This is a genomic window from Bacillus sp. L_1B0_5, assembly GCF_000836715.1.
Lineage (GTDB): Bacteria > Bacillota > Bacilli > Bacillales > Bacillaceae_G > Bacillus_A > Bacillus_A thuringiensis_S.
Genome location: NZ_JXIS01000209.1, coordinates 1 through 2,987, shown reverse-complemented (window position 1 = coordinate 2,987; position 2,987 = coordinate 1). Strand labels below are relative to the sequence as shown.

Sequence of the window (2,987 nt, the reverse complement as noted above, 5' to 3'; positions counted from 1 at the left end):
AAAAAGATAGAATTAAAAACTCTATCTCTTTCAATCTACCTATTTATAAAAATATCAACCTACTTTATAACTTTCACAATCTCTGAAATACAGGTTTAAATCCCGCTTGCATTGTATCATCTAGCCCCTTACCTTGCGTTGGGTTCCATGCAGCTATGATTACGTTATAGCCCACTCGCTTTAACTCTGTCGCAAAGTCTATAAGAGCTTTTCTTACTTTTTGATTCTCTACTAAATCCGCATCAAACGCTAAATAGACTTTTTCTACACCCATATCTTTTAATACAGGCACAGCAATTCGCCAAGCATTTACACCAGGGTTCTTACCGCCTTGCCCGCCCTACTATGCGGTATACGTTACCGTGACATTCTCGCATAAGAACGTTTCACTTATAGGTGTACTAACCCTCTTCGATATGCGGTTGCCAAAGGGGTTGTACATTAAGAATACCGTTGATTTCATTATAAAAATTCTCCCTATTTAGTCCCCATTTTTGTCGGCATTTTGTCGAAGTTTTCAAAAACATAAACATTCCAATTTATTATATTTTTTCTTTTTTTAATAATATTTGTATCCAGTTCAGGTAATAATATCATATAATTAAAATATTATATTTTTATACAAGTAAGGATGGTTAGACATGACTGTACAACAAGAAAAAGTAACAAGGCGCGTGGTTTGTAGGAAATGCAAATCAGATCAAATAGTCGGTAATAAGCGTGGTTATAATTTCAAAAGGGCGTTTTTTATTCTGTTTCTTCTGTTAGGTACACTTATAACTATTGGAATAGTTTCAAATTTTTTATATGTTATAGTTCCTCGAAATTCTATGGATGGAGTTGTTGGACTTTCTGCAATTGTTGGTCTTCTTATTATACTTCTAGGACCACCGATAACTTTATTCAGTGGATTTGTTGGTAGAAAAAATATTGTTAATGGTTGCATGAATTGCGGACATACATGGATGCCTAAAAAATAAAACATAAAAAGCCAAATGGATAGTTAATTACAAACTGTTAATTTGGCTTTTTTTGTATTATTAAATCATCCCTAAAGATGTAGCGATCAATCGAATCGCATTTTTCTTCTTATAATAGAAGTGATCTTTCTTCATCGATAATTCAGTGTAAATAAAGCTGTCTTTCGGTTTATCTGCGTTTAAGTACTTTTTCTTGATGGTTTCTGCCTCGTCATAGTCTAAAACGTATTGTAAAGCCTTACCGATCTGCTTGAACTTGATATTGCTAATATGTCTCGTGTCTCTAATCTCCGGAAACAAACTGATTCCTTCGTGTTTTAGCTCCACTTCATTTTCAAAACGAGTTTTCAACGTGCGGTATTCCTTTAGTATTTTCACTACTTCTTTCTGAACTTGTTTCTCTGTCTCTCTATCGATAGCTGGTAATAAAGTTAATTGTCTCTCCATGAAGGAATCCACCTATTTTTGAATTTGTCTTTTTAACATCACGTAAGGTACGTGAAATTTTACTATCTCTTTATTGAATAAGGGAAACATGCTTAGTAAAGTAGCCCCCACCAATCTACTCTGCATGGTTCCATTATTTATTAAGCTTTTAATAATTTGTGTTTCCTGTTCGCCATCTTCTCTTTTGCTGTTTCAATGTTATTTGCTACTTTCTTATGATCCTGATCAAACTGAATCATTCCATCAAACATAACTGACACTACTGCTTCATCAACGTATTGCAAGTAATCCACTGGTGCTCGCTCTGTCTGTTCTACTACATATCCATAAATATCAAAATCTGCTTTTGGTATAGACTTCTTGCCTTTAGGTTGATGAGACATCCTTACATAAGATTGAATGACTGATAGTGGTACCACGAATACTGACTTGTCCTTGCTAAACTCAATAAGGAAGAAACAAATTGCTCCCATCTTCTCCGCTTTCTCCAGGTAATCCAATTGATGCTGTGCAATGTTCTTCAAATCAAAACGTGTATCTTTCTCTGTAGACTTCGCTTCAAATGCGATAGCTCGTCCCTTATTCACACCTTCATAGTCAACTGTATTTTTAGCTTCATAGAATCCATTTAGTACACGGCCACCTTTACTTTTTAACACCTTCACAGGAGTCGGACGCTTGTTTATAAGCGCCACTCCCCCCCTCTTTGATACATTTCGTCCGCTAGATTGATAAGCATTTCAAATACCATTCCGCGGTTTCCTAGTCCCATTGTTATTCCTCACTTTCTATTAAAAGTATTATTTTGTTAAAAAATTCATTTCGATTTATAATCGCTATCTTTTTCTTTAATTTTCCAGTAAAATCAAATGTAAATATTTTAATTACATAGGAGAAAGCAATGAAACATAACATCAATCTATGGTCCTTTATTTTTTCTTTTATTTGCATTGGTTTATTCCTCTTATATCTTGAAATTGGTTCGATAGCCTCATCTGAAACGAAAATGTTTATTATGAATTCGCTACCTATCCACCCTTTATTTTTTTACTAGTTTTAACAATAGGTACTTTTTTTGCTGGTATGAAAGGTTTTTCTAAAATAAATAATTGGGTTGCGATGCTTAGAAGCATAGCAACCGTTCTACTAACACTTTTATTATCAGTGTTTTTAACACTAACTTTGATCGTTGGCTATGCATTAAGTTAAACGTAATTCTTCACGAATAAAAACCACTATTCCGTCAATACTGTAGACAACCCATTTCGAACCATATTCCATTACGTGAGCAGTTAGCTTTTGCTAGCTGCTCTTTATTTGTACAAGGTACTCAATTGACTGGCGTATATATAATATTCTGAGTTCCTTTCTTTATAAAATAATCGTTATAAAATGAGGCTCGTCACGAGAGCACTTTACTAAGTGCTCTTTTTATATTCCAACTTAATACAAAATGAAATTTTTATTACATTTTTTAATTCAAATATCCATTTCATCAATGTATAAAGAATATTACTTCTTCTTTAAGTATCTTTATGAACAAAATTTATAACCTTTACT

At 33.4% G+C, this 2,987-nt stretch carries 2 protein-coding genes and 3 pseudogenes; 2 read left to right on the top strand and 3 right to left on the bottom strand.

The features are described 5' to 3' along the window. Nucleotides 1-73: 73 nt before the first annotated feature. A pseudogene (locus RT27_RS31885) lies at nucleotides 74-319 on the bottom strand (DUF3854 domain-containing protein); the annotation flags it as partial. A 322-nt stretch (nucleotides 320-641) separates the two neighbouring features. On the opposite strand from RT27_RS31885, the gene RT27_RS31880 reads away from it, so the two are divergent. Further along, nucleotides 642-980 carry a hypothetical protein gene (locus tag RT27_RS31880; RefSeq protein WP_016083187.1) on the top strand — a complete coding sequence of 113 codons (339 nt, stop codon included), beginning with the start codon at nucleotides 642-644 and terminating at the stop codon, nucleotides 978-980. A 60-nt stretch (nucleotides 981-1,040) separates the two neighbouring features. Here RT27_RS31880 and RT27_RS31875 read toward each other — a convergent pair whose 3' ends face one another. Beyond that, nucleotides 1,041-1,427 carry an ArpU family transcriptional regulator gene (locus RT27_RS31875; RefSeq protein ID WP_043939374.1) on the bottom strand — a complete coding sequence of 129 codons (387 nt, stop codon included), beginning with the start codon at nucleotides 1,425-1,427 and terminating at the stop codon, nucleotides 1,041-1,043. Between the two features lie 140 nt (nucleotides 1,428-1,567). Further along, a pseudogene (locus tag RT27_RS31870) lies at nucleotides 1,568-2,199 on the bottom strand (Holliday junction resolvase RecU). 129 nt (nucleotides 2,200-2,328) lie between these two features. Between RT27_RS31870 and RT27_RS36010 the strand changes: the two are divergent. Continuing rightward, a pseudogene (locus RT27_RS36010) lies at nucleotides 2,329-2,636 on the top strand (hypothetical protein). Nucleotides 2,637-2,987: the final 351 nt, after the last annotated feature.

What these genes read in the sequence shown, in the direction of transcription:
- RT27_RS31880 (WP_016083187.1), top strand. Translation starts at nt 642, where the DNA reads ATGACTGTACAACAAGAAAAAGTAACAAGGCGCGTGGTTTGTAGGAAA.
- RT27_RS31875 (WP_043939374.1), bottom strand. Translation starts at nt 1,427, where the DNA reads ATGGAGAGACAATTAACTTTATTACCAGCTATCGATAGAGAGACAGAG.